This is a genomic window from Cohnella kolymensis (assembly GCF_000829465.1).
GTDB classification, from domain to species: Bacteria; Bacillota; Bacilli; order Paenibacillales; family Paenibacillaceae; genus Cohnella; species Cohnella kolymensis.
The window spans coordinates 65,720-90,943 of the sequence record NZ_JXAL01000006.1; the positions used below are offsets into that span (position 1 = coordinate 65,720).

General features: G+C 53.4%; 24 protein-coding genes, 3 pseudogenes and 1 riboswitch. Of the genes and pseudogenes, 25 read left to right on the forward strand and 2 right to left on the reverse strand.

Annotated elements, in window-relative coordinates:
* Positions 1-63: 63 nt before the first annotated feature.
* The 10 genes and pseudogenes from SD71_RS06340 (at position 64) to SD71_RS06385 (ending at position 9,296) form a co-directional block, all read left to right on the forward strand.
* A complete protein-coding gene (locus SD71_RS06340) occupies positions 64-1,194 on the forward strand; it encodes a stalk domain-containing protein (protein WP_161793346.1) in 1,131 nt (376 codons plus the stop codon).
* Between the two features lie 185 nt (positions 1,195-1,379).
* Positions 1,380-2,453 (forward strand): peptide chain release factor 1, encoded by a 1,074-nt coding sequence (gene prfA / locus SD71_RS06345; protein ID WP_041061132.1) that lies wholly within the window; start codon positions 1,380-1,382, stop codon positions 2,451-2,453.
* Positions 2,454-2,470: 17 nt separating this feature from the next.
* Entirely contained in the window at positions 2,471-3,334 is an 864-nt protein-coding gene (gene prmC / locus SD71_RS06350; protein ID WP_235427018.1) for a peptide chain release factor N(5)-glutamine methyltransferase, read from the forward strand.
* Positions 3,335-3,482: 148 nt separating this feature from the next.
* A pseudogene (locus SD71_RS06355) lies at positions 3,483-4,159 on the forward strand (stage II sporulation protein R).
* Positions 4,160-4,270: 111 nt separating this feature from the next.
* Entirely contained in the window at positions 4,271-5,338 is a 1,068-nt protein-coding gene (locus SD71_RS06360) for an L-threonylcarbamoyladenylate synthase (protein WP_041061134.1), read from the forward strand.
* A 108-nt stretch (positions 5,339-5,446) separates the two neighbouring features.
* Positions 5,447-6,007: a manganese efflux pump MntP gene (locus SD71_RS06365; protein ID WP_041061136.1), complete on the forward strand. Its 561-nt coding sequence runs from the start codon at positions 5,447-5,449 to the stop codon at positions 6,005-6,007.
* A gap of 31 nt (positions 6,008-6,038) precedes the next feature.
* Positions 6,039-6,632 carry a low molecular weight protein arginine phosphatase gene (locus tag SD71_RS06370; protein WP_041061138.1) on the forward strand — a complete coding sequence of 198 codons (594 nt, stop codon included), beginning with the start codon at positions 6,039-6,041 and terminating at the stop codon, positions 6,630-6,632.
* Positions 6,633-6,672: 40 nt separating this feature from the next.
* A riboswitch (ZMP/ZTP riboswitch) is annotated at positions 6,673-6,754 on the forward strand.
* A gap of 180 nt (positions 6,755-6,934) precedes the next feature.
* Positions 6,935-7,393, forward strand: coding sequence for a ribose 5-phosphate isomerase B (gene rpiB, locus SD71_RS06375; RefSeq protein ID WP_041061140.1), 459 nt, complete (start codon positions 6,935-6,937; stop codon positions 7,391-7,393).
* A gap of 14 nt (positions 7,394-7,407) precedes the next feature.
* The gene (locus SD71_RS06380; protein WP_052476031.1) at positions 7,408-8,007 is read left to right on the forward strand and encodes a TIGR01440 family protein; all 600 of its coding nucleotides are present in this window, start codon (positions 7,408-7,410) and stop codon (positions 8,005-8,007) included.
* Between the two features lie 39 nt (positions 8,008-8,046).
* A pseudogene (locus SD71_RS06385) lies at positions 8,047-9,296 on the forward strand (serine hydroxymethyltransferase).
* Positions 9,297-9,676: 380 nt separating this feature from the next.
* On the opposite strand, the gene SD71_RS06390 reads toward SD71_RS06385, so the two are convergent.
* Positions 9,677-10,696, reverse strand: coding sequence for an NADH:flavin oxidoreductase/NADH oxidase (locus SD71_RS06390; RefSeq protein ID WP_041061142.1), 1,020 nt, complete (start codon positions 10,694-10,696; stop codon positions 9,677-9,679).
* 205 nt (positions 10,697-10,901) lie between these two features.
* Between SD71_RS06390 and SD71_RS06395 the strand changes: the two genes are divergently transcribed.
* From SD71_RS06395 to SD71_RS22920, 3 genes are all read left to right on the forward strand, one after another.
* The gene (locus tag SD71_RS06395) at positions 10,902-11,894 is read left to right on the forward strand and encodes a LacI family DNA-binding transcriptional regulator (protein ID WP_041061144.1); all 993 of its coding nucleotides are present in this window, start codon (positions 10,902-10,904) and stop codon (positions 11,892-11,894) included.
* 213 nt (positions 11,895-12,107) lie between these two features.
* The gene (locus SD71_RS23885) at positions 12,108-12,368 is read left to right on the forward strand and encodes a hypothetical protein (RefSeq protein WP_161793347.1); all 261 of its coding nucleotides are present in this window, start codon (positions 12,108-12,110) and stop codon (positions 12,366-12,368) included.
* A complete protein-coding gene (locus SD71_RS22920) occupies positions 12,334-15,021 on the forward strand; it encodes a glucoamylase family protein (RefSeq protein WP_161793348.1) in 2,688 nt (895 codons plus the stop codon). The genes SD71_RS23885 and SD71_RS22920 overlap by 35 nt, the downstream gene beginning before the upstream one ends.
* A 62-nt stretch (positions 15,022-15,083) precedes the next feature.
* Here SD71_RS22920 and SD71_RS06405 read toward each other — a convergent pair whose 3' ends face one another.
* On the reverse strand, positions 15,084-15,383 hold the full coding sequence (locus tag SD71_RS06405; protein ID WP_041061428.1) for an LSm family protein: 300 nt from the start codon (positions 15,381-15,383) through the stop codon (positions 15,084-15,086).
* Between the two features lie 216 nt (positions 15,384-15,599).
* On the opposite strand from SD71_RS06405, the gene upp reads away from it, so the two are divergent.
* From upp to SD71_RS06465, 12 genes and pseudogenes are all read left to right on the forward strand, one after another.
* The gene (gene upp, locus SD71_RS06410) at positions 15,600-16,229 is read left to right on the forward strand and encodes a uracil phosphoribosyltransferase (RefSeq protein ID WP_041061146.1); all 630 of its coding nucleotides are present in this window, start codon (positions 15,600-15,602) and stop codon (positions 16,227-16,229) included.
* Positions 16,230-16,253: 24 nt separating this feature from the next.
* Positions 16,254-17,393 carry a non-hydrolyzing UDP-N-acetylglucosamine 2-epimerase gene (wecB, locus tag SD71_RS06415; RefSeq protein WP_041061149.1) on the forward strand — a complete coding sequence of 380 codons (1,140 nt, stop codon included), beginning with the start codon at positions 16,254-16,256 and terminating at the stop codon, positions 17,391-17,393.
* A 352-nt stretch (positions 17,394-17,745) separates the two neighbouring features.
* Positions 17,746-17,994: an AtpZ/AtpI family protein gene (locus SD71_RS06420; protein WP_041061151.1), complete on the forward strand. Its 249-nt coding sequence runs from the start codon at positions 17,746-17,748 to the stop codon at positions 17,992-17,994.
* A gap of 61 nt (positions 17,995-18,055) precedes the next feature.
* On the forward strand, positions 18,056-18,367 hold the full coding sequence (locus tag SD71_RS06425; RefSeq protein ID WP_052476032.1) for an ATP synthase subunit I: 312 nt from the start codon (positions 18,056-18,058) through the stop codon (positions 18,365-18,367).
* Between the two features lie 41 nt (positions 18,368-18,408).
* On the forward strand, positions 18,409-19,164 hold the full coding sequence (gene atpB, locus SD71_RS06430) for a F0F1 ATP synthase subunit A (RefSeq protein ID WP_041061154.1): 756 nt from the start codon (positions 18,409-18,411) through the stop codon (positions 19,162-19,164).
* Between the two features lie 37 nt (positions 19,165-19,201).
* Positions 19,202-19,417 carry a F0F1 ATP synthase subunit C gene (gene atpE, locus SD71_RS06435; protein WP_041061158.1) on the forward strand — a complete coding sequence of 72 codons (216 nt, stop codon included), beginning with the start codon at positions 19,202-19,204 and terminating at the stop codon, positions 19,415-19,417.
* Positions 19,418-19,521: 104 nt separating this feature from the next.
* Positions 19,522-20,007 (forward strand): F0F1 ATP synthase subunit B, encoded by a 486-nt coding sequence (gene atpF, locus SD71_RS06440; protein WP_041061161.1) that lies wholly within the window; start codon positions 19,522-19,524, stop codon positions 20,005-20,007.
* Positions 20,004-20,555, forward strand: a complete 552-nt coding sequence (atpH, locus tag SD71_RS06445) for an ATP synthase F1 subunit delta (RefSeq protein WP_041061163.1) — start codon at positions 20,004-20,006, stop codon at positions 20,553-20,555. The genes atpF and atpH overlap by 4 nt, the downstream gene beginning before the upstream one ends.
* Before the next feature lie 25 nt (positions 20,556-20,580).
* Complete coding sequence (gene atpA / locus SD71_RS06450) at positions 20,581-22,098, forward strand: F0F1 ATP synthase subunit alpha (RefSeq protein WP_041061165.1); 1,518 nt, start codon at positions 20,581-20,583, stop codon at positions 22,096-22,098.
* Between the two features lie 98 nt (positions 22,099-22,196).
* Positions 22,197-23,057, forward strand: coding sequence for an ATP synthase F1 subunit gamma (gene atpG, locus SD71_RS06455; protein ID WP_041061167.1), 861 nt, complete (start codon positions 22,197-22,199; stop codon positions 23,055-23,057).
* 67 nt (positions 23,058-23,124) lie between these two features.
* Positions 23,125-24,542, forward strand: a pseudogene (gene atpD / locus SD71_RS06460) (F0F1 ATP synthase subunit beta).
* Between the two features lie 26 nt (positions 24,543-24,568).
* Positions 24,569-24,967, forward strand: coding sequence for a F0F1 ATP synthase subunit epsilon (locus SD71_RS06465; protein ID WP_041061170.1), 399 nt, complete (start codon positions 24,569-24,571; stop codon positions 24,965-24,967).
* The last annotated feature ends 257 nt before the right edge of the window (positions 24,968-25,224 follow it).

A 25,224-nucleotide genomic window follows, 5' to 3' on the forward strand; every position in this document is an offset into this window, starting at 1 on the left:
TTTTTCAACCGGATTGCGTCTGTGAGAGTGGAAACAATACCCAACAAGGAAAGGGGCATTATTATGAACAAGCAAAAGTGGATCGTACTTGTAACGGCTGCAGGATTGCTCGGAACAACGGCTGCGGCAGGCGCTGCCGGCATGGTGGACAAGGTAAGCGGACTGTTACGTAAAGACGTCGTCATCTCCGTTAACGGCACGGATACGTCGATGAAGCCCGTTTACATTAACGGCAAGGCTTACCTGCCTGCACGCGATGCCGCGTCGGCTCTCGGATATGACTTGAATTGGAATTCAAAGGGCAGGGAGATCGAATTGCAGCAGAAAAATCCCCCGCAAGCGGAAGAGCCTGTGCAATACATGAAGGCTGCCGGCGTGATCGTGGATGTTCGTGAGGACAATGGCAGGCACAGGATCGAACTGATGGGCAAAGGTCCGACAGCCGCGTATTCTTGGTTGATCCTGTATGCCGACAAAGAAACGGTTCTGACAGATGAGAACGGCCGAGCTTTTGCGGTCGCGGATCTTAAGGCCGGCATGCACATTACCGCAGATTATGGGCCGATGGTGCAGATGAGCTTCCCAAGTACTTCACATGCCGCCAATATTGTGGTCGGGGAACAGCGGCTGATTTCAGAACAATTCGTCCAAGAGGTCCGTCCAACTGACGACGGCTGGCAGGTGCACATCGGACCGGGCAAGCTCAGCACCACACCTGTCACAACGATCTTGAACGTCGGCAAAGACGCGACTGTCCAAACCGCCCAAGGAGAACCGGTCGAGGTAACGAAGCTGGCACCGGGCACCAGAGTTCGTGCTTACTATGGTCCAGCAGTCACCAAGAGTATTCCTGCACAAAGTACCGCGGAACTCATTGTAGTCATGCCGGAGCTGCTGAGAGAGCAAGTCACGCTTAAGTTTCTGGATCTCGCTTGGAGCAACGTGCCTGAGACTGAAAAATCACATTTGAAGACATCAAAAGAGCAGGCAAACGTTTCTTTGATCGACTCTCAGGGTGCAATGATTGTCGGGCTTACCGATGAACAGAAGCAATTCCTGGCCGGCATCAAGGATCGCAGCGTGCAACTGGTCACCGTAACTTACAATACGGATCAAGATGCGCTGCTCGGACCTCTGACGGTCGTCATCGACCCCGCGACTATGAAAGTAGTCGGCTATTTTGCTAGATACTGATTGATTGACCTGAGTTCACCGGCGAGCGCACTTCATTTCGATGGAGTGCGCTTTTCGCTGTTTTTTTGCTATCCCCGAAAGCGTTGTAACGGTCTGTACACACACGAAATCTGCGTCATGTGATATAATATTTTCAGTATGTCTTATGCAAGTAAGCCGATTATGGCAACGGAGGTTGAGGAGAAGTGCTGGACCGTCTGCAAGCTTTGGCGGATCGATATGAGAAGCTTAACGAGCTGCTTAGCGATCCTGATGTGGTCAGTGATTCCGCGCGTCTGCGTACTTACGCCAAGGAGCAATCCGGGCTCGAGGACGCTTATCGCGCGTATGAAGAATATAAAGTCGTATTAACCCAGCTGCAGGACGCCAAGGTCATGCTGGCCGACAAGCTGGACGATGAGCTTCGCGATATGGTGAAGCTGGAGATCGATGAACTCGAAGCCCGCCGAATCGAGCTGGAAGAGAAAGTTCGTCTGCTCCTGCTGCCTAAAGATCCGAACGACGGCAAGAATGTGGTTGTGGAGATCCGCGGCGCCGCCGGCGGCGCGGAAGCGAACCTGTTCGCGGCCGAGCTGTACCGGATGTATGCGAAGTATGCGGACAGCCAAGGCTGGCGTACCGAGCTGCTGGAAGCGAACGTAAGCGATTTGGGCGGCTTCAAGGAAGTTATTTTTACAATCAGCGGGCAGGATGCTTATCGCAAGATGAAATATGAAAGCGGAGCCCACCGCGTGCAGCGGGTTCCGGAAACGGAGTCCGGCGGCCGTATTCATACTTCGACGTCTACGGTAGTCGTCATGCCGGAAGCCGAAGAATTGGACATTGCCATTCACGACAAAGATATCCGTGTCGACACCTTCTGCTCGAGCGGAGCCGGCGGTCAATCGGTCAATACGACCAAGTCCGCGGTTCGGGTGACGCATGTTCCGACAGGTATTGTCGCCACCTGCCAAGACGGCAAATCGCAGAACGATAACAAGGATAAGGCGCTGCAGGTGCTGAGGACTCGTATCATGGACGTTAGACGTCAAGAAGAGGAAGCGAAGATCTCCGGCGAACGCCGGGAGAAAATCGGTACGGGCGACCGCAGCGAGCGGATCCGCACCTATAATTTCCCGCAAAGCCGGGTAACGGATCACCGCATCGGTTTGACGCTTCATCGCTTAGAGTATGTGCTGAACGGCGACATGGACGAGATCGTCAACGCGTTAACGGTTGCTGAGCAAGCGGAAATATTGGAACGCGAGAATATGGGCTGAGCCGGGAGGCGCTTGACTTGAACGGAAAACACGAGACTAGCGGGAATAGGCATGAGACGCTTGGAAGTGTTTGGCGTGAAGGAGCGCAGCTTTTGCGGCAGGCCGGAATAGAAGAAGCGGACGCGGATGCGGAGCTTCTTCTTCTTTATTTGCTTGGAATAAGCAAAACGGAACTGCTGCGCGATTGGCGCGAACCTTTTCCCGCGAGTAAGCAGGAAGCATGGCTTCAACTGCTGGCGCGCAAACAAGCGGGAGAGCCGGTACAGTATATTACAGGCAGGCAGTATTTTTACGGCAGGGCGTTTGAAGTGTCTCCCGCCGTTCTGATTCCCCGGCCGGAAACGGAGCTGCTTGCCGAGGCCGTGCTGGAGATCGGGGATCGCCTTTGGCCGGAGGCCGGGGCACACCCTGTCGTTCTGGATGTCGGAACGGGCAGCGGAATTCTTGCCGTCACCTTCGCGGCGGAGCGGCCCTCCTGGAAAGTAATCGCATCCGATCTCTCGACGGATGCCCTGCTAATGGCGCAGCGCAACGCAAGCAGCCATGACACGGGTGACCGGATCAGCTTCGTGCGGGGAGATCTGCTGACTCCGTTTACGGCTGCCGAGAGCGGGACGCCAATCGATATTCTGGTTTCGAATCCCCCTTACATTCCTTCATCGGACATCCCCGGACTCCAGCGTGAGGTCAAGGATTACGAACCCCGGCTGGCGCTTGACGGAGGAGAGGACGGATTGAATCCCTACCGCCAGATGGCATCTCAGCTCCGTCTGCTTCCCCGGCTGCCTCGGCTTGTCGCTTGGGAAATGGGGCGGGACAAGCCCGTCAAGCGGCGGATTTGCTGCGTTCGGCGGCCGACTGGGATGAAATTCGCTTTGTAACGGATTACGCGGGGATCGAGAGGCATGTGTTAGCAATTCGATAAAACCCATTTGATAGGTTTATAGATTCCACAATCGGACATACTGATGGCTAAGACGTTCCGGAACGCATAGCGGAGCACCGACGGGTGCCTGAAGGAGTTTAACTATGCGTAGTCAATGCCAGATTCAGTATGTTCGGCCTCATGCCCTTTTTTCCTTTCATTTGTTAGTCCCTGCGGTTGTTAGAATCGTCTTGATCGGTATCGTTCTATTGCTTGCCGGTTTGCCGCTCGCCGGTAAAACCGCCACGGCCGGAACGGCAGCACAGATCCCGGAGGATGCCATACGTATCCGCATTATCGCAAATTCGGATTCCAAGTATGATCAAGAGATTAAACAACTCATTCGCGACCGCGCAGCTAAGCTGATCACTTCGTGGGGCGCTATGCCGACAACCCATGATGAGGCGCGTACACTCATTGAAGCCCATTTAGAAGATATACATAGCTGGCAAATGACACGCTATCGGAATTTAACGTCAATTACAGCGCGGAAGCAGTGCTTGCCAACGTTCCCTTTCCTGCGAAAATATTCGACGGACAAAATTATGCGGCCGGTGATTACGAAGCATTGAGAATTACGTTAGGCGAAGCGAAAGGCAGCAATTGGTGGTGTGTATTGTTCCCGCCGTTATGCCTTACCGCAGCCGCTGCTCCGGATGACGATGCGCAAGCGGATAAAGTCAGCCGGCTGCAAGCACCGCAGAATTCCAAGCCGGAAGCGAAATTTTTCGTGCTGGAGATGTTTGATAAGCTGTTTGATTTTGTAAAATCGCTGTTCTGAGCGGGCGCTCCGCTCACATGGCGGTGCCGGGGTTTTGTGATATAATAAGGACAAAATCATGTTGTATTTCGGAGCAGGCTCCGCTAATTTTGTCGAGGATGGAACTGTGCAATGACTGAAACGAAATATTGGCCCGCGGCTGAGAGGTGTACCGGGTTGAAAGAAGCCGCCGCGGCATTGGCCGAAGGCGGCGTTGTTGCATTCCCGACCGAGACGGTTTACGGTCTGGGCGCGGATGCGCGGAATACATCGGCTGTCCGGCGTATATTTATCGCCAAGGGCAGGCCATCTGACAATCCTCTCATCGTACACTTGGCACATGCGGAACATGTACACCGGATCGTCGGCTCGGTTAACGAGATCGAATCTATATTGATGGCGGCGTTTTGGCCGGGACCGTTAACGTTAGTGCTTCCGGTTCGCGAAGGCGCCGTATCGCCTCTCGTGACGGCAGGCTTGGATACGGTAGCGGTGAGAGTTCCGGCGCACGATCTGGCACGCGAACTTATTGACGCATGCGGGTGCCCTTTGGCCGCGCCGAGCGCCAATCGTTCGGGCCGTCCGAGTCCGACGCTTGCGGATCACGTGATGGAAGATTTGAACGGCCGAATTGACGGGGTTCTGGATGGAGGGCCTACAGGAGTCGGGCTTGAGTCGACGGTCGTGCGGGTAATGGAGGGCAGAATCCATATTCTCAGGCCGGGCGGCGTGACTTCGGAGCAATTGAGAGAGGCTGCAGGCGGCACGGCGGAAATCGTGATCACGGTTAACCTGCCAAATTCAGACGCGGTAGCGCCTGAACAGGAAACTCCCCGTGCACCCGGGATGAAATATGCGCATTACGCGCCCAAAGGCGACATGCTGCTCGTCACCGGCGATTTCAGCGGTATAGCAGCCGCTGTGCAAGGCAAACTGGCAGAGGCCAAACAGCGACATCGCCGAGTTGCGGTTCTGTGCTGTACGGAACACGCCGCTTTGTACGACGCCGATGCTGTGCTGGAATATGGATCCCGGCATTCTCCGGAGGACGCCGCACACTCTCTTTATTCTTTGCTGCGAGAATGCGATGAACTCGATATAGACTATATTGTCGCCGAAGGATACCCTGAGACGGGCATCGGCACCGCGCTTATGAATCGCTTGCGTAAAGCGGCCGGAGGCAATGAATTGACGGTTTAATTCGTTCATGCCGGGATACGATAAAGCCTTGTCCAAGCGCGGGAGCATGTTCCCCCCCTTGTCCGCATATGTTGGGAAGAGGATTGCGCCGGACAAGGGGGGAAATCTATGTTCGATGTGTCCGCGTCTACCGGGCAGCTGCTTACTATTCTCGTGATGGCGCTCGCTTTGGGCATGGACGCGTTCTCACTGGGAATCGGAATCGGCCTGAAGGGCGTTCGGCTGCGGGACATAGTGAAGCTCAGCACGATCATCGCTTTATTTCATGTAATTATGCCGCTTGCCGGCATGATAACGGGGCAATATGTAAGCGGGCTGCTGGGCGGGATCGCCACCTCTGCCGCGGGGGCGCTGCTGCTGCTGCTCGGCGGGCATATGGTGTACAGCTCCCTGCGCGGGGATGCGGTGGATTCCATCGATCACCGGACGGCCTGGGGCATGCTTGTATTTTCTTTTAGCGTGAGCATCGATTCTTTTTCCGTGGGTGTATCGCTCGGGATGTTCTCGGCACATCTGCTGCTTACGGTACTGATGTTCGGATTTTTCGGCGGTGTCATGAGCGTTCTCGGCTTAATGCTTGGCAGGAGGGTGAGCCGTTCCTTAGGCGGTTACGGAGAGGCGCTTGGCGGTGTTATTTTGTTTTCATTTGGTCTATTATTTTTAGTGTAGGTGAATCATTGACAATAGAGGAGGGGAGAAAATGCGACGCATTCTGATCGTATGCACGGGGAACACCTGCCGCAGTCCGATGGCCGAATCGATGCTCAAGGATTTAGCTGCGCGTAACGGGAAAACGCTGGAAGTGCGTTCCGCAGGAGTTGCAGCCGTAAGCGGACTTCCGGTTTCTCCCCATGCCATGCAAGCGCTCAAAAAGCGCAATCTGTCCGTACCCGGACCATCCACCATGTTATCCGCCGAGGACATCGAATGGGCGGATTTGATTTTAACGTTAACGACAGGCCACAAACGCGCCATACTCGAGCGACACCCGCAAGCTGTGTCCAAGACCTTTACGCTGAAGGAATATGCCATGCGCGGCGAAGCGGCGATGGACGATGTGGCCGAGGCGGAGCGGTTGTACTCCGAGTGGCAGATGCGCCAGGCATTGGGGCAAGACCTCACGGAAGCCGAGCGCGCCCGTTTGTTTGAATTGCAGCGCAGAATACCCGATTTCGATATCGCGGATCCGTTCGGCGGTCCGCTGGCCTTCTATGAGCAGTGCGCGGATGAAATCGAGGATGCGCTGCTGACCGTTGTGGAGAAGATTGACGGGGAAACGGAGAAGAAAGATTGATTTTTCCCGTCTCCTTAGGTATGATAAAGCTACAATTTCAAGGTTCCGATGTAACTGGCGACGCGAAGTGGAGAAACCACGGTGGAGCATCGGAATGACGGCCGGTCGCCTGGGCGAAGAGCAGCGTGCATATGCACGTTTGCTCTTTTTTGTCTTTATAAACTTGAATAAATGCAGAATGGAGGCGGTAGAGGCGTTTAGACGACCCCACCTTCCTGTCAAACTGTTTGGTTCAAGGGAAATCAGGTATAATAGCTTAAGATATGCCGACTTGTTTTTCCGTTCGTACAGGAGGGTTTTCCATGAAAATTGCGATTGGTGCAGATCATGCCGGTTACCGGCTGAAGGATCAAATTGTTCCTATGCTTAAGTCGTTAGGCCATGAAGTAATCGATGTGGGCTGCGACTGCGCGGATTCCGTCGATTATTCCGATTATTCCATTCCCGTGTGTGACCAAGTTGTGAGCGGAGAAGCGGAGCGGGGAATTCTCATTTGCGGTACGGGGATCGGGATGTCGATCGCCGCGAACAAGATACCCGGCATACGCTGCGCGCTTGTACACGATATGTTCTCCGCCAAAGCGACGAGAGAGCACAACGACACGAACGTATTAGCTATGGGTGAGCGTGTGATCGGCCCAGGCCTCGCAGAGGAAATTACCCGTATATGGATCGAAACGCCTTTCTCCCATGGCGAGCGTCATCAGAGGCGTATCGACAAAGTGATGGCTTTGGAGTCCAGCCAGTCGCTTCACCCATAAAAGGAGGTCCTGCCATGGTGCGGGATACACGGTCGATCGCCGATCAAGTCGAAATCATAGTTAATGAATTGGTGACAGCCGGCAGCGTGCGTGCGGGCCAGCTTGTGGTGTTCGGAGTGAGTACGAGTGAAGTTGTGGGACAACGGATCGGCACTTCAGGCACGGAGTCGGTCGCTTCGGAAATTCACGAAGGTGTGGAGCGGGTTCGACAACGGATCGGATTTCATGCGATATGGCAGTGCTGCGAGCATCTGAACCGGTCTTTGGTGACGGAGCGTGCGGTTATGGAAGCACAAGGCTGGACGGAGGTATCGGCCGTTCCGGTACCTAAGGCGGGCGGTTCTATGGCTGCTTACGCATACCGGCGCATGAAGGATCCCTGTCTTGTGGAACATGTGCAAGCGCATGCCGGAGCGGATATCGGGGAGACGATGATCGGTATGCATCTTCGTCCGGTTGCTGTCCCCGTCAGACCCACCATTCGATATATCGGCGAAGCGAGAGTCACGATGGCCGTCACCCGGCCGAAGCTGATCGGCGGTTCGCGGGCGGTTTATTCTGCAGATCAACCTGCGCCGGGCGGCCCGGAAGCGTTAACGAATAACTGTGATTAATGATAGATTCCATGAAGATTACTTAGGAGGCTGCCTATTATGTTAGAACATTTGCGCAATCAAGACCCGGAAATTGTAAAAGCTTTGAACCAGGAGCTCAAGCGTCAGCGTGACAATCTGGAGTTAATCGCATCGGAAAATATCGTTAGCCCCGCTGTTCTTGAAGCGATGGGTACGGTATTGACGAATAAGTATGCGGAAGGTTATCCGGGCAAACGTTACTACGGCGGCTGTGAGTACGTGGACATTCCGGAAGAGATCGCCCGCAGCCGCGCCAAAGAACTGTTCGGCGCAGATCATGCGAACGTACAGCCGCACTCCGGCGCGCAAGCCAATATGGCAGTCTACCTCGCCGCCATTAAACCGGGCGACACCGTTCTCGGCATGAACCTGGCACACGGCGGGCATTTGACGCATGGCAGCCCGGTTAACGCATCCGGCTTGCTCTACAACTTCGTCGCGTATGGGGTCGATGAGCAGACTTTCACGATCGATTATGATGAAGTCCGCAAAGCAGCCTTCAAGCATCGCCCGCGTCTCATCGTTGCAGGCGCCAGCGCTTATCCTCGGATCATCGATTTCGCTGCTATGGGCCAAATCGCGCGGGACGTAGGTGCGCTGTTCATGGTGGATATGGCGCACATCGCCGGTCTTGTCGCTGCAGGCGAACATCCAAGCCCGGTACCGCACGCCCAATTCGTGACGACGACAACGCACAAAACGCTCCGCGGTCCACGCGGCGGACTCATTCTATGCAGCCAACCATGGGCGCAAGCCATCGACAAAGCGGTGTTCCCAGGCTCCCAAGGCGGCCCGCTCATGCACATTATCGCGGCTAAGGCAGTCGCGCTGGGCGAAGCTTTGCAGCCTTCTTTCAAAGAATACGGCAAGAAAATCGTTGTTAACGCGAAAGCTCTGGCGGAAGGTCTCATGGCGGAAGGGTTGACTCTCGTTTCCGGCGGAACGGACAATCACCTGATGCTGGTCGACACACGCAATCTGAACATTTCCGGTAAGGATGCCGAGCACGTGCTTGATTCCGTAGGCATCACCGTCAATAAGAACGCCATTCCATTCGACCCTACGAGCCCGTTCGTAACCAGCGGCATTCGCATCGGAACACCGGCCGTCACCTCCCGCGGCATGGACACGGAAGCGATGAGAACAATGGCGAAAGCATCGCGCTTACGCTCAAAAATCCGAAAGACGACGCATCCCTGGACAAAGCACGCGCCATGGTCAGCGACCTCTCCAAGCAATACCCGCTGTATCCCGGATTGGAATATTAAGAGGCGCGCTTGTACGCTTTAAGACGGTTTTTCCGTCTTACAGCGAATGACGGACTCAAATTTCACCGTGTAAGGCGGGTTAGCCGCTCTACAGCGTGTGTTCTGTGGAAGTAGCTGCCGTGTAAGGCGGGTTAGCCGCCCTACAGTGCATAAAGTATGGAGTTCCGACTCTGTAACGCCGATCAGCAGCCTTATTAACAAATTGGTTAGTTTTAAGAAAATAGCCGGCCATAGGCCGGCTATTGCTAATTATTCAGTATGTGCAATTACGTTACTACGTGGCTGACAAGCCATCTCTAATCAGTATGTGCAGTTACGTCACTGCATGGTTGACGGACCTCCTGCTACTACGCGCAGAGCCCTCTGCAGAGTGCCTACCCTTAAAATCCGCGCTCGTACTGTTTGACGACTTCGACTTTATCGCCCAAAGCGCGCAGCGCATCATTCGCCCAGTATGGATTGCCGAGCATTCCGCGGGCGACTGCGATAAGATCGGCGTCTCCGTTGCCGAGTACGCTTTCCGCCAGCTTGGCATCATGCAGCATGCCCAGGGCCATGACGGGCACGTCCACCTCTTGCTTGATCCGCCGGGCGAAAGGTACTTGATACCCGGGATAGTTGCCCGGTCTCCGCTTCCCGATAGGGCCTTCTCCGCCGCTCGATACGTCGAACAGATCGACGCCCGCTTCCCGATATTTGCGGCACAGCTCCACCGCGTGATCTAGACCGTACCCGCCATCCATATATTCGACCGCAGAAATCCGGAACAGCAGCGGCATATCGGCAGGGATCGCCTTTTTCACCGCTTTTATGACCTCGACTCCGAATTTCGCATAATCTTGGCCGAACTCATCCGTGCGTTTGTTGATCCCTGGAGATTGGAACTGATGGATCAGGTAACCGTGCGCTCCGTGAATCTCCAACGTGTCCACGCCGGCTTCTACCGCGCGGCGCGCAGCCTGGCCATACTTGTCGATCATTTCCCAAGCTTCCTCCGTCGTCAGGGCGCGGGGCTTTTTGTACTTGTCGTCCCATTTTTCATCAGATGGACCGACCGGAGTCTCGGCGTCTTGGGCTTTACGTCCCGCGTGGGCGATCTGGATGCCGATCTTCGCCCCGTATTTGTGAGCTTCATCAATGATCCGGCGGAACGCCGGTATATGCTCGTCCGACCAGATCCCAAGGTCTCCGTCGGTGATTCGGCCGTCCGGCTCGACGTCCGTCATTTCCATAATGATCAGTCCCGCTCCCCCGATCGCTCGAGAGGTATAATGAACGAAATGCCAGTCATTCGGCTTTCCGTCATGCGCATCCACGGAATATTGACACATCGGGCTCATGACGATCCGATTGCGCAGCGTTAATCCTTTTAAAGTGTACGGTTGCCCCAAATGGCTCATGCTGACAGGTCCTCCTCGGAAAATAAATGAAATAACATACATTTCCTATTTTAAAACAACACCCTTAACAATGCTAATTTGCGCTAGTACTCTAAGGATGATGCTTATTATGTTGACGTTTTGAAGTTTGGTTTTTATACTGAATACAACCATCGGGTAAACGTTTCCATGCAATTCACTTCAAGAATCTCGGGAGGTCAGGCGAATGGCAACTATTAAAGATGTGGCGCATCTTGCCGGCGTTGCCGTCTCAACGGCCTCCTATGCTCTTAGCGGCGACACCAAGGTAAGCAGCAAAACGAAAGCCAAGGTCCTGGAAGCTGCCAAACAGCTTAATTACCAGAAAAACGGCTTCGCCATGGATTTAAAAAGAACCCGCACCAACACCATCGCGCTTTTCTTGAGCGATTTGTCGGGCCCCTTTTACTCCGAGTTGATCAAAGGCGTTCAGGATGTTTCTCTCTCCAAAGGCTATGATCTCATTGCGTGCAGCTCCGTTGGCGGCAACGATTCGACCGCGATCCGTTTCCTCAAAGAGAAAAGAGTGGACGGGGCCATTATTTTTGCTCATAACATTGACGATCACGTTATCCTGGAATCCGCCCGGGAAGGGTTCCCGATTATCGTGCTGGAGCGGGGCTTGGTGGGGGAATATTTGGTTAATGTGACCGTCGATAACGAACATGGCGGGTTCATTGCCACACAGCATCTTATCGAACAGGGGCATACCGAGATCGGATTTGTCGGCGGCCCTGCGAACTCTTTTGACAGTCAAATGCGTTATGTGGGATTCAAGAAGGCATTGGCTGCCAATAACCTGGCGGAGTATGCGAAGTGGAATGTAACCGGTAATTTTACCCGGGACAGCGGATACCTTGCGACAAAAATGCTGCTTTTGCAGGGCGAGCTGCCCAGCGCAATATTTTATGCGAACGACGAGATGGCGATCGGCGGATTGAAAGCGTTCGACGAACAGCGTGTACGCGTTCCGCAGGACGTTTCCATCATCGGATTTGACGATATAGCGCTGAGTGAATATGTTACGCCGAAGCTCAGTACCGTTCGACAGCCCAAATATGAAGTCGGCACATTAGCGGCACACTTGTTGTTCCAGATCGTCGGCGGTGAATTTGTAAATAAGCAGTACAAGCTGAGTACCGAATTGGTACAGCGGAACTCCTGCATGCACAAAACTTGAACCTAGCTGAGCGGTTTCTTGAAAGGGGTGATGGGCGGCAGGCGCCATGCAAAAAGCAAATGCGCCGGTAAATGTTTCATTTATAGGGTATTTGTTTAATTGTTATTAGCTAAAAGTACCATACACCTTTTTTTTGGACAAAAATCGAAACGTTTCACCTAATTTCGATTGGTTACGCTTACAAGGTTACATATTTGAGAGGAGAATGCAATTATGCGTTCTGTAAACCGCAGGCTTCTTCACGTTTCCAAGCTGGCTCTTGTGATGGTTTTAGCGGCCGGAATGGTATTTACATCAGCGTTTTTACGACAGGGACAGGCACATGCCGCAACCGATTTTACTTCCATGACGGACGATGAACTTCTGGATTATGAAAGCCATAAGTCTTTCGATTTTTTCTGGAAGGAAGCGAACACCGACTGCAAGTGCGGGTTACGGTTTGGTCCGCGACCGGGCGCCGGGCACGGCACTTAACGCGCAGAATATGAGCAGCGTCGCATCCGTCGGGTTCGGTTTGAGCGCCATCGTGATCGGGGCGGACAGAGGCTGGATCACTCGCGAAGAGGGCTTCGAAAGGGCTCGAGGCACGCTGAATACGCTGCTGCACCACGCGGCTCAAAAGAACGGCTTCTTCTATCATTTTCTGAATATGCAGACGGCGGAGCGGTATGGCTCTACCGAGCTTTCCATTATCGATACGGGTATTGCCATCAACGGCGCATTGTCCGCAGGAGAATATTTCGGCGGCGAGGTTAAGGAGTTGGCGGACCAACTCTATAAGAACGTGGATTGGGAATGGTACCGTGATCCGAATCCGGGAGAGAGATTCAATCAATTCTATATGGGCTACTCTCCTGAACACGGCTTTTCCGGACACTGGGATTTCTACGCCGAGCAGTTCATGCTCTATTTCCTAGGTGCGGCGTCTCCTACGCATCCGGTCAACTCGGATATGTTCTATGACTTTATGAGGCGCCCGGCTTCTTACGGCGGCTATCCGGAATTTATCCATTCCTGGTTCGGCTCCATCTTCACCCACCAGTTCTCATTCGCGTGGTTCGATATGAGGAACATGGTGGATCGTGAAGGGGTTAACTGGTGGAACAACTCCGTTGTCGCAACCAAATCAAGCAGACAATTTGCGATAGACAACAGCGCTAAGTACAAGACGTTCGGTCCGGATTCCTGGGGACTGACCGCCTCGGATGGACCGTACGGATACGAGGGAAGATACGGCTCCGCTCCATCCGGTTTCGGCAACGACCAGCACCGGATCGACGGCACCATGGCTCCTGCGGGCACACTGGGTTCCATAGTCTTCACGCCTAATGAAGTGATATCGGCTCTTCGCCACTACTATTCGTATCCGAACCTGATCGGCGAATATGGATTGAAGGACGCCTACAATCTGGACGTCAGCGCGGAAGGTTGGTACGGAGAAGATGTGATCGGCATCGACAAAGGCATTACGCTTGTCATGATCGAGAACTATCGGACCGGCTTGCTGTGGAACCTGATGAACAAGAACAAGTATGTACAAGCAGGCATGAAGAAGGTGGGTCTTGTGAATCTGGGCTCCACGGTGATCGATGATTTCGAAGGAAACCATATTCATACCGGCTGGAAAGATAACGGGGACGGGGTATATGCGCTTACTCCGGACAGCAGCCTCTCTCACACCGGAACAGGCGCGCTAAAGATCGATTACAATAAAAACGGTAATCCGTGGGCTGCTTTCTCAGCAGCATTCGACGGCGACCACAATTTCTCTTCGGCGGATTCATTCAAAGCTTCCGTGTACGGTAACGCAACTCTGCTGCTGAAATTCGAAACCTCGTCGCAGCCGATTGAAAAAACGTTTACCGTCACCGGAGATCATTGGAACGAGATCGAATGGATATTCACCGCGGCGGAGAAAGAAAAGCTGCAAGCTGCCAAAAGGCTGCTCATTTTCGCGGCGCCGGGCACCGATCAAGCGAGCGGCACTTTTTACTTGGACGATCTGCAGGTGAATGGTAAAGGCCCTGCCGCATCCAATCTGCTGATTGAAGGGAAACCGGTCGTCGGAGAAACGTTAACGGCGAGTTACAATTACTTTTCTCCTGAGGGCTTGAATGAAGGCGATTCCCGATACCGCTGGCTGAAATCTCAAGAGCCGAACGGCGCGTTCGAGCCGATTGCCGGAGCCGTATCCAAGACGTACACGGTACAGAGCTCGGATGTCGGCAGCTACCTGAAATTCGAAGTCACTCCGGTGTCGGTACCGGATCCGAATACGGGTGAGTCATTAACAGGAAAGGCCTTGTCGAGCGATCCGACCAAAGCGGTGGAGGTTGCGGAACCGACGGCCAGGAACGTAACGATTACTACAGTTCCAGGCACAACAGCAACGATCATCGATAATTTCGACGGCCAAGGAATCAATCCCGACTGGAAGGATTCCGGCGACTCGGTATATACACTGTCGTTGGATAACACGGTGACAACGGACGGCAGCAACGCTCTTAAGATCGATTATAATAAAGACCTATACGACTGGGCATTCCTGAAAGGTACCGTAGATCCCGCCCAGCCTTATTTTGCAGGAGACACTTTGTCCTTTGACGTTAACGGAAAATACAACTTTATTCTGAAGTTTGAAGAGGTCAGCGGCCAGCATGAACACTCCTTCCAGGGCGATACGAACGGCAAATGGGAGACGCTCACCTGGGACATTTCCGCATTGAAAAATGAACTTGGAGATGTGCAGCGCATTCTGCTGTTTATCGAACCGGCTTACAAGCACCTGACCGGTACGGTTTACATCGATAATTTCAAGGTGTTGAAAATGTCGCAGATTGACCTGACGAAGGAACAGCCGCCTGTGGTCGGTTCGCCGGTATATGGCAGCTATGATTTCTACGACGCCAACGGCGATCAGGAGCAAGGCAGCATTTATCGCTGGTACAGAGCGGATGAGAAGCACGGTAAGTTTAAACAGATCAAGGATGCTTCCTCCCGCACTTACACACCAACGGAGAAAGATTTAGGCAAATTCTTGAAATTCGAAGTGACGCCGATGTCGGATCATACGCCGAATGCCGGCGCAACCGCGACAAGCGCCTCTACGCTTATAGTCACGAAGTAACGGAAAGAAGACTGTCGGGGCACCGTGAATGGAGCCCTGACAGTCTTTTTTTGCGCATGCAATTAAATAAGAAGTGTAATGGCTAGAAGATCGAACAACACCAAAGGCAGGATGAATCCGGCAGAGTAAGGTCCGTACCCGTAGAATCTGTTCTGGCCGGTCGCAAGATGCAGATAGGTATTGTCATGGCCGACGATAACTCCCTCGTAGGATTTGCCGTCTATCGTTTCTACCCGTACCCGGCGGTGTAAGCAGTGTGAGCACGCTCCGGCAAGCTTCTGACGGGTTTTTCGCACCTGCTCGCACCAGTGGGAATCCGCCTTGTAGATCGCGTTCGGGTCCCGCGCAGCATCGGTCAGCATAGGCATTCCTCCCTCTTTTCTTGCTGTATAGTATGCATTTGTCCGTGTTCCGTTCCCCGGTGCACTCGGCCTGTTTTCGACATAAAGCATGTTGTTGCAGCAGGGATTGTGCAGGTGCTCGGAGACAATGATATAATGAATCGGGCAAGAAAACAGGTTGACGACCGGGCCGCTGGCCTCAGCGCTTTTGCCGGTCGCACGAAAGGGAGGAAAATCATGGGGAAACTCGTGATTTGCGATCATCCGCTGATCCAGCACAAAGTAACTTTTATACGTGACAAAATGACAGATACGAAGCAATTCCGCGAGTTAGTGGATGAAGTGGCCATGCTGATGGCTTACGAAATTACGAGGGACATGCCGCTGTCCACGGTCCGGGTACAGACACCGGTCGACACGGCGGAAGGGAAGATCATAGCCGGCAGAATGGTGGGCTTGATCCCGATTCTTCGGGCAGGGCTCGGCATGGTGGACGGTGTATTAAAAATAATGCCTTCGGCAAAAGTAGGCCATATCGGTTTATATCGCGACCATGAGACGCTGCAGCCCGTTGAATATTATTGCAGTCTTCCTTCCGATGTGACGGAGCGCGAGTTAATCGTGATCGACCCTATGCTGGCTACCGGAGGCTCGGCGAACGCAGCTTTGGATTTGCTCAAGAAGAAAGGCTGCCGCCCTACGAAGCTGATGTGTCTTATTGCAGCTCCGGAAGGCGTGAAGGCCGTTCAGGAAAAGCATCCCGACGTCGAAATCTATTTGGCCGCGCTGGATGAGAAGCTGAACGAACACGGCTACATCGTACCGGGTCTGGGTGACGCGGGCGACCGTCTGTACGGCACGAAGTAGCGGGATGATAAGGAGACGAATTACGTGAGCAAGATTAAAGTAATGACCGTTTTCGGAGTGCGGCCGGAAGCCATCAAGATGGCTCCGCTCATTCTCGAGCTTCAGAAATATCCGGATCAGATCGAACCGATTGTCTGCGTCACGGCCCAGCACCGCCAAATGTTGGATCAGGTGCTGGAAGTGTTCGGGATCAAGCCCGATTACGATCTGGATATCATGCAGCAGCAGCAGACTTTGAATGATATATCGATCCGCGTCTTGCAAGGTTTGGAACCCGTTCTTAAAGAGGCCAAGCCGGACCTGGTGCTCGTGCATGGCGATACGCTGACGACTTTCCTCGCAAGCTACGCCTCATTCATGCAGCAAATTCAGGTCGGCCACGTAGAAGCGGGGCTGCGTACCTGGAACAAGCTTTCTCCGTACCCGGAGGAGATGAACCGGCAGCTTACCGGGGTGCTGGCGGATTTGCATTTTGCCCCGACCGATATGTCCGCCAATAATCTCCGCAAAGAAAACAAGAATGAGGATCACATCTATATCACCGGCAATACGGTAACGGATGTGTTTCAATACACGGTGAAGCAGGACTTCCGCCATCCCGTATTGGAATGGGCGGCCGGCAAACGGCTCATTCTGATGACGGCTCACCGCCGCGAAGCGCAGGGCGAGCCGCATCGGCGGATCTTCCAAGCGGTCAAGCGCATTGCCGACGAATTCGAAGATATTGCGATCGTCTATCCCGTGCATCCGAGCCCTGCGGTGAGGGAGCCTGCGCAAGCGATTCTTGGGGATCATCCGCGCATCAAGCTGATCGACCCGCTTGACGTCGTGGAGCTGCACAACTTCTATCCGCACACACATCTGATTCTGACGGATTCAGGCGGGCTGCAGGAAGAAGCGCCTTCGTTCGGCGTGCCGGTACTCGTTCTTCGGGATACGACGGAACGGCCGGAAGGAATCGAGGCGGGAACGCTGGAGCTCGTCGGAACCGATGAGGAACAGGTCTACAGCCGTACCCGCGCCCTGCTGACGGATTCCCAGCTGTACGACAAAATGAGTCAGTCCGCGAATCCTTACGGTGACGGGAAAGCTTCGGAGAGGATTGTCGGAGCGATTCTGCATCATTTCGGTAAGGCGGAACGAATGGAACCGTTTCGGCGTTAGCCGAGCGGTTTTATATTTAGAGAGTGGAAGGATTTGCCGCATTTTTTCGATGCGCCGAAATCCGTCATTTTTAGCACGGCAAGACCGAGCTGCTTTATGTTGGAACGGACATTGTCAGACAGGCAGACGGAACATACAGCATACAGTTTAACTGTATGGTTGGAAAGTCTCGGAATTGTTGATCTGACAAGGATTTTTCACTTTCGTGTTCACACAAAGTTTGATTTTCAATCAATTGACAAACGTTGTTACTGAACGATACAATTAAACGTGACAATGGGGAAAGAAAGGGCTTACTTTTCATAAGGAGGCTTCGAAAATCCCATTCGCGTGTCGAAGGAGCGTCAAATCCATGTCAGAGTCCCCAGACCGCCCACCGCTTCCGCCGGATGACAATCCGTGGCGGGCCGCAGGCCTCATCAGCGCCATCGGCGTAGATTTAGGCATAACGCTCGGTTTGGGTTGGTGGATCGGCAGTTACTATGACCAGCATCAAGGCACCCGATACGGTTACCTGGTGGGATTGCTTGTCGGATTGGCGGCGGGCATCGGGACGGTTATCGCGCTGATCCGCAAGTATACGGGGGCAGGACGAAAGTGATGGATCAATTGCCGGCTCTGCTTCGAGGCGTTTCTCGCTTTCACGTTCTTTTTTTTTGTCCATGGGTTGCCTGGGCTGGGCCGTTTGGCCGGATTACAAAGCTTTTTTCGGCGGCTTTATGCTTGGGGCGATCGGAAGCCTTATGGGATCATGGCATCTCGCATGGAAGACCTCGCGGCTAGGGGATGTGATTACAACCGGACGGAAAGCGCGTTCGGGTTTCGGTTTCCTGACCCGCGCTGCCCTTGCGCTGCTTGCCGTGGTTGTATCGGTTCGTTACATGGAGTTTAATCTGGCGGCTACGGTGACAGGTTTAATTGTAGCCCCGTTGGCAACACTCCTACTGAGTTTATTTGCCAGACGCCGTTCTTGACGACGGCCATCCCGTATAAGAAAGGGGTGAAAAGCACTTAAATGGATCATTTAGCGCCAAAAGTACACATCGGTGGAATTACGTTTGATTTAGCCGCCATTCTCATGATCGTTATCACGACTGCCATTGTAATGATACTCGCTTCGATGGCAACTCGTAATCTATCCGTCGATAAGCCGGGTAAATTGCAGAATTTCATGGAGTGGGTTGTCGAATTCGTCAGCAGCATTATCGGTATGGCTACGGATTTCAAGCGGGGCAAGGTTTATATCGGCCTTGGATTGACCCTCATTATCTATATTTTTATTGGGAACTTGCTCGGTCTTCCATTTGGTATTATTACGGAAGCCCACGGCCAGGTTCATTTCCTCGGTTTGCCGCTGGATATGGACGGCCATGAGGAAGCTCATTTTTCATGGTGGAAATCCCCGACAGCCGATGCCGCGGTCACAATGGCACTCGCCTTGACGGTAATCGCGCTCTCTCATATTCAAGGATTCCGCCAGAACCGCAAGCACTATCTGAAACACTATCTCCAACCGTGGCCGGTATTCCTTCCGATCAACCTGATCGAGACTGCGGCCAAGCCTTTGACTCTCGGATTGCGGCTCTACGGTAATATCTTTGCCGGTGAAGTCATGATCGGGGTCATCTTGAACATGGGTTTCTACGGTATTCCAGCTTTGGTCATATGGCAAGGGTTCAGCACGTTCGTAGGAGCCATCCAGGCATTCGTATTCACTATGCTGACTATGGTTTATATCGGCCAGGCCAGCATTCATGAAGAAGATCATTAACTCAATCAACTTAAATTTTCGAGGAGGATTTTCACAAATGACAGGACTTGTAGCAGCAGCAATTGTATTCGGTTTAGGCGCACTCGGCGCAGGTATCGGTAACGGTCTGATCTTCAGCAAAACGGTAGAAGGTATTTCCCGTCAGCCCGAACTTCGCGGTACGCTTACGACGACGGCATTCATCGGGGTTGGTCTCGTTGAGGCGCTTCCGATCATTTCCCTCGTACTCGCCTTCATCTTTATGAATCGCTAAGAGAGTACATTATTATGTCAGGCGCGGAGAGAACAGCCTCCTCGCCTTCGTTATGCAACGGGTAAAAGGCACTTACCGCAGTAGGGTGAAAGGAGTGAAGATCGGTGAGCTTTAACTGGACGACATTTGTCATTCAATTGGTATCCTTCGGCCTTCTGTTCTGGTTTCTTCAAAGAAAAGCGTTCGGACCTCTGCTCGGCATTATGGAGAAACGCCGCCAGGCGATCCAAGAGCAATTGGACAGCGCATCGAATAACCGTTCGGACGCGGAGCGTCTGATCGAAGAACAGAAGCAAGCGCTGCAGCAAGCGCGCAAAGAGGCTTACGATATTATCGAGCAGGCGAAATCTACCGGCTCGAAGCAAGCGGAAGACATTGTTATCGCGGCTCGTAACGAGTCCAACCGCCTGAAAGAAGATGCGGTTCGCGATATCGAGACCGAGAAGAACAAAGCGGTGGCTTCACTGAAAGCTCAGGTCAGCGGATTGTCCGTCCTGATCGCTTCGAAGATCATCGAGAAACAAGTCGACGAACAAACACAGAAGCAATTGGTTGATGAATACCTGCAAGAGGTAGGGAACAAGTCATGAGCCGCGGCACAGGAGCAGCTAAGCGATATGCCAAGGCGCTGTTCGAATTGGCGCTGGAGCAAGGGCTTGTCACTGAAACGGAAAACCAATTAAAGCTGATCGCCGATATCGTCGAGTCGGATGCGGAAGTTCGCGCATTCCTGACCGCGCCTAACATCACGTTGGACACGAAGCTCAAGGTGCTGAACACCGCTTTTAACGACAAGGCTTCGGCCATCGTGCTCAATACGGTCAGCCTGCTGCTGGAACGCGGACGCGAAGGTGAGCTGCCTGCAGTATTGGAAGCTTATCTGCAAGTAGCCGGCGGAGTACTGCGCCGCGCGGATGCGCACGTGACCTCTGCGAAGCCTCTAACGGAGCAAGAGATTACGAAATTGGCGGACAAGTTCGGCACTTTGCTCGGCAAGACAGTGCGCGTTACCAACACCGTGAATCCCGAGCTTCTTGGCGGCGTAACCGTTCGGATCGGCGATACGCTGTATGACGGCAGCTGCGGGGAAAACTCGAACGTTTGGAAAAAGAGCTGCAAACAGCGGCAATCTAGTTAAAGCAATAAGACAGGGGTGAAACGAATTGAGTATCCGACCTGAGGAAATCAGTACGCTGCTTAAGCAGCAGATTCAACAATATCAATCCGATATTCAAGTCGTCGACGTAGGCACCGTTATCCAGATCGGTGACGGAATTGCCCGCGTACACGGTTTGGAGAAATGTATGGCCGGCGAGCTGCTCGAGTTCTCCAACGGAGTCATGGGCATGGCCCTCAACCTAGAGGAAGCGAACGTCGGTGTCGTTATCATGGGTCCGTATACAGGAATCCGCGAAGGCGACCAAGTGAAGAGAACCGGTCGCATTATGGAAGTTCCGGTCGGAGAAGCATTGCTCGGCCGCGTCGTGAATGCGCTCGGTCAGCCGGTTGACGGCAACGGCCCGGTCAACACGACGAAATTCCGTCCGATCGAATCTGCGGCACCGGGCGTCATGGCCCGTAAATCGGTTCATGAACCGATGCAGACCGGGATCAAAGCGATCGACTCGATGATTCCGATCGGCCGCGGCCAGCGGGAATTGATCATCGGCGACCGCCAAACGGGTAAAACAGCGATCGCGATCGATGCGATCGTGAACCAAAAAGGCAACGGCGTTATTTGTATCTACGTTGCGATCGGGCAAAAACAATCGACCGTTCGAGGCGTTGTTGAAACCCTGCGTAAGCATGGCGCTTTGGATTACACCATCGTCGTCAGCGCCAGCGCATCCGAGCCGGCTCCGCTGCTGTATATCGCGCCTTATGCCGGCTGCGCAATGGGCGAAGAGTTCATGTATAACGGCAAACACGTACTGATAATCTATGACGATCTCACCAAGCAAGCTGCCGCATACCGCGAGCTTTCCTTGCTGCTCCGCCGTCCTCCGGGCCGCGAAGCGTATCCGGGTGACGTATTCTATCTGCACTCCCGTCTGCTGGAGCGCGCAGCGAAGCTGAACGAGGAGCTGGGCGGCGGTTCCATGACCGCATTGCCGTTCATCGAGACGCAAGCGGGCGACGTATCCGCATATATCCCTACGAACGTGATCTCCATCACGGACGGACAGATCTTCCTGGAGTCCGACTTGTTCTATTCCGGCCAGCGTCCTGCGGTTAACGTAGGTATTTCCGTATCCCGTGTAGGAAGCTCCGCGCAAATCAAAGCGATGAAGAAAGTAGCGGGCACGCTCAAGCTTGACCTTGCTCAATACCGTGAGCTCGCTGCGTTTGCGCAATTCGGTTCCGACCTTGATAAAGTAACGCAATCCCGTCTGAACCGCGGTGTGCGTACGTTGGAAGTTCTGAAGCAAGGCGTTAACCAGCCTCTGTCTGTAGAGCGTCAAGTTGTTTCCTTGTACGTCGTAACAAGAGGCCATGTGGACGATATTCCGGTTCAGGACATCCGCCGCTTTGAACAGGAATTCCTGTCCTATGTGGACGCGAACCGTCCGGAAATCTTCGCATCCATCCGCGATACGAAGGATCTGACTGCCGATACCGACAAAGCATTGGTAGATGCAGTGGGTGCCTTCAAAAAAGGCTTTGCAACAACGAACGCGTAATAAAAGCAATCTAAATAGGTTTGTGGTGAACGAACCTTACCATAAAGCTTGAGCCGGGCTTTCCGAGAGGAAGTCCGGCGATAAGGTGGTGACAATGATTGGCTAAAGGGATGCGCGAAATCAAGCGCTCAATTAAGAGTAAACAGAATACGAAGCAGATTACGAAGGCGATGGAAATGGTCGCAGCTTCTAAGCTTAGAAGAGCCCAGGAAGCGGCGGTGGCCTCCCGTCCCTATACGGATAAGCTGAGAGAAGTGGTAGCCAGTATCGCTTCCGGATCTGGAAACAGCAAGCATCCTATGCTTCAGAGCCGCTCTGTTAAGAGAACGGCTTACCTGGTAATCACATCTGACCGCGGCTTGGCCGGCGGTTATAACGCCAACATCCTTCGTAAGGTTCTAATGACGATTCGTGAGAATCATCAATCTGCAGATGAATACGCAGTGCTGGTGATCGGGCGCAAAGGCCGTGACTTCTTCAAGAGACGGAATATCGCCTTGGCTGATGAGATTACGGGTTTGTCCGATTCTCCGAAGTTTTCCGATGTCAAACAAATCGCCTCAGCAGCTGTTAAAGGCTATGAAGACGGCGTGTACGACGAACTTTATCTCGCTTATAACGAATTCCACAATGCGATCACGCAAGTGCCTGTACTGAAGCGCCTGCTTCCTTTGAATCAGGAGCAAATGTCAGGGGCAAAATCGGATTACGAGTACGAGCCGTCTCCGGAAGACGTACTCAGCGTGCTTCTGCCCAGATACGCTGAGACTCTTGTATTCAGCGCGCTGTTGGAAGGCAAAGCGAGTGAGTTCGGCGCACGGATGACCGCTATGGGTAACGCTACGAAGAATGCTACCAAAATGATTGCGGATCTGACGCTTACCTATAACCGTGCGCGTCAAGCAGCCATCACACAGGAAATTGCAGAGATCGTCGGCGGAGCAAGTGCACAGCAATAAACTTAGTGACGGCGGGCGGGATCTGAAGGATCTCGCTGTCGGCCGCACTTATAGGAGGTAACAGTCCATGAGCAAGGGACGCGTTGTCCAGGTACTGGGACCGGTCGTCGATATCGAATTCGACCATGGCCACCTGCCTGACATTCACAATGCGATTACAATTGTAAGCAAAGCAGAGAACGCAAACGGCCGCGATATCAGCCTTACGGTTGAGGTTGCTCAACACATGGGCGACAACTTGGTTCGCGCAGTTGCTATGTCTTCAACAGACGGCCTCGTAAGAGGCGCGGATGCCATCGATAGCGGCGCGCCGATTACGGTTCCTGTCGGACCGGCGACATTGGGACGGGTATATAACGTGCTGGGTGAACCGATCGACAACAAGGGTCCTGCAGATCGTTCGCTGGCCTATCCGATTCACCGTGCAGCCCCATTATTCGAAGATCTGGCGACTAGCACGGACATGCTGGAGACGGGCATCAAGGTCGTCGATCTCATCGCTCCTTATACAAAAGGCGGTAAAATCGGCCTGTTCGGCGGAGCGGCGTAGGCAAAACCGTTCTGATGCAAGAGCTTATCCACAACATCGCTTCGGAACACGGCGGAATCTCCGTCTTTGCCGGTGTGGGTGAACGTACTCGCGAAGGTAACGACCTTTATCATGAAATGAGCGAAACCGGCGTTATCGCCAAGCTGGCGATGGTGTTCGGACAGATGAATGAACCACCGGGCGCGCGTCTGCGCGTTGCCTTGACCGGCTTGACGATGGCCGAATATTTCCGCGATGAAGAAGGCCGCGACGTGCTTCTGTTCGTCGACAACATTTTCCGCTTTACACAAGCGGGCTCCGAGGTTTCCGCCTTGCTGGGCCGTATGCCTTCTGCGGTTGGTTACCAGCCGACATTGGCAACGGAGATGGGTCAGCTTCAAGAGCGTATTACTTCAACGAAAAAAGGTTCCGTAACTTCCATCCAGGCGATCTACGTGCCTGCGGATGACTATACCGACCCGGCTCCTGCCACGGCTTTCGCGCATCTTGACGCGACGACCAACTTGGACCGGAACATCGCGGCAATGGGGATTTTCCCAGCGGTTGATCCACTGGCGTCCTCTTCTCGTATCCTGACCCCTGAGACGCTTGGAGAAGAGCATTACCAAGTCGCTCAAGGCGTTAAGAAATTGCTTCAGCGTTACAAAGAGCTTCTGGACATCATCGCGATCCTGGGTATGGACGAGTTGTCCGAGGAAGACAAATTGATCGTGCATCGCGCTCGCCGGGTGCAATTGTTCCTATCTCAGCCCCTTCACGTTGCAGAGGCGTTCAACGGGATTCCGGGCGTCTATGTGCCGGTTAAAGAAACGGTACGCAGCTTCAAAGAGATTCTTGATGGGAAACATGACGATCTTCCGGAACCGGCATTCCACAATGTCGGCACAATTGAAGAGGCCGTCGAGAAAGCGAAGAAACTCGCTGCTGCGGTTTAATCAGCCGCCGGTTTGGAGGTATCGAAATGAGCACCTTACGATTGGAAATCGTCACTCCTGAGCGCAAGGTTTACGAGAAAGACGTAAACATGGTCGTCGTCAAAGGTGTAGCTGGTGAACTGGGGATTTTACCTAATCACATACCACTTGTTACTCCATTGAAGATCGCTCCGGTTAAAGCCAAGATCGGCAATAACGATGAGTTTATCGCCGTTCACGGCGGTTTCATGGAAGTGCGTAAAGACAAAGTCGTCATCCTCGCGGAAGCCGCCGAGCTGGGCTCGGATATCGATGTATCCCGTGCACGGTTGGCGAAGGAACGCGCAGAGCGACGTCTGGCACAGAAACAATCCGATTATGACGCTGAACGCGCTGAATTGGCGCTGCAGCGCGCGATGAACCGTTTGGACATTGCCGGAGAATAACAGCTGTCATTACACCCTTGTTGGATCCTATGCGATCCGGCAAGGGTGTTTTTTTTGTTTTGCATCCTGTTCCGCGGCTTTGGATCAATCGATTGTCGCTGTAAGGCCGGTTGGCGGACTTACAGGCGTTGCGTCAAGCAGTTTGGCCCGTGTAAGGCCGGTTATCGGACTTAGAGCATACTTCGCGGGCTCAGTTTGTGCGTGCAAGTTCGGTGGCCAGACTTACAACTCGCCGGCCGAGCCGATTCCTCACTGTA